At 29.5% G+C, this 1,159-nt stretch carries 1 protein-coding gene and 1 pseudogene; both read right to left on the bottom strand.

The window, feature by feature from the left end:
• A pseudogene (locus DES33_RS09570) lies at window positions 1–837 on the bottom strand (IS3 family transposase); the annotation flags it as partial.
• A partial coding sequence (locus tag DES33_RS09565; RefSeq protein ID WP_146199886.1) for a helix-turn-helix domain-containing protein occupies window positions 828–1,159 on the bottom strand: 332 nt, incomplete at its 5' end. The pseudogene DES33_RS09570 and the gene DES33_RS09565, both read right to left, overlap by 10 nt.

Raw genomic sequence — 1,159 nt, 5'->3', positions numbered from 1 at the left:
GGACATTCCGTTTAATTTTGTTTTAATTCTATCTTCATTGTACCATTTAATATATTTTTCTATCTCACTTATCAAATGATCATAACTAGTAAAATCCTCTCCATAATACATTTCTTGTTTTAATATTCCAAAGAAGTTCTCCATTGGAGAATTGTCTAGACAATTCCCTTTTCTTGACATACTTTGCCTAATATTCATTTTTTCTAGTTTTTTAGTCCAAGAACTGTGTTGATAATGAAATCCTTGGTCTGAGTGTATAGTTAAATCTTTAATGTCTTTATTTTCTTCTAATGCTTTTTCTAACATTGTATTTGTTAATCCTATTGTTGGGTGATTACTTAACGTATAGCTAATTATTTCGCTGTTGTATAGGTCTAATATTGGTGATAGGTAAAGTTTTTCTTCTTGTCCTTTAATTCTAAATTCTGTTACATCTGTTAGCCATAATTGATTTGGCTTAGTAGCTGTAAACTGTCTTTTTACAATATTATCTGCTACTTTACCTATTTGTCCCTTGTATGATGAGTATTTTCTTGATCTATTTTTAAATTTAGTACATAGCAAGGATTCTTCTCTCATTATTCTTAAGACTTTTTTATGATTGATATTAAATCCTTTATTTTTTAATACCATAGTTACTCTTCTATAGCCATATCTACCTTTTGACACTTCTATTATTGTTTTAATTTCATCTTTAACTTCCTTGTCTTTATCTACTGGATTTTCTAGTTTTATTTTCCATTCATAGTATGATGATTTTGGTAATTTAGCTATTTTTAGCCATTCACTTACTTTACTTTGTGGATTTTCTTTTAGAAGTTTGAGGATTATCTTTGTCTTTTCCTTGCTTCTGCTTCCTCTTCCAGTAGCAAGGCTCGTAGCTTTTTTTCGTAGATTATCTTCATTTTGAGAAGTCTATTTTCTTCCCTTAACCTTATTAATTCTTCTTTTTCGGTTTCGTTTATTGGAGTGTTAAGTTTAGACTTATTATTTGTTTTGGTCATGTCTTTTTTAGGCCTTTCTCTTTTATCTTCTAGCCCAGAAAGACCATGTTCTTGATAAGTTTTCTCCCATCTGCATACCATAGATTCATTTACAAGGTCGAAGTGCTCTACAGTCTCTCTAAGCGAAGTATTATTGATTTGCCTATATTGTATTA

The sequence above is a fragment of the Finegoldia magna genome, from assembly GCF_003182075.1.
GTDB lineage: Bacteria > Bacillota > Clostridia > Tissierellales > Peptoniphilaceae > Finegoldia > Finegoldia magna.
Note: the sequence above shows the minus strand (reverse complement) of the source record. Positions and strands in the feature narration are given on the sequence as shown.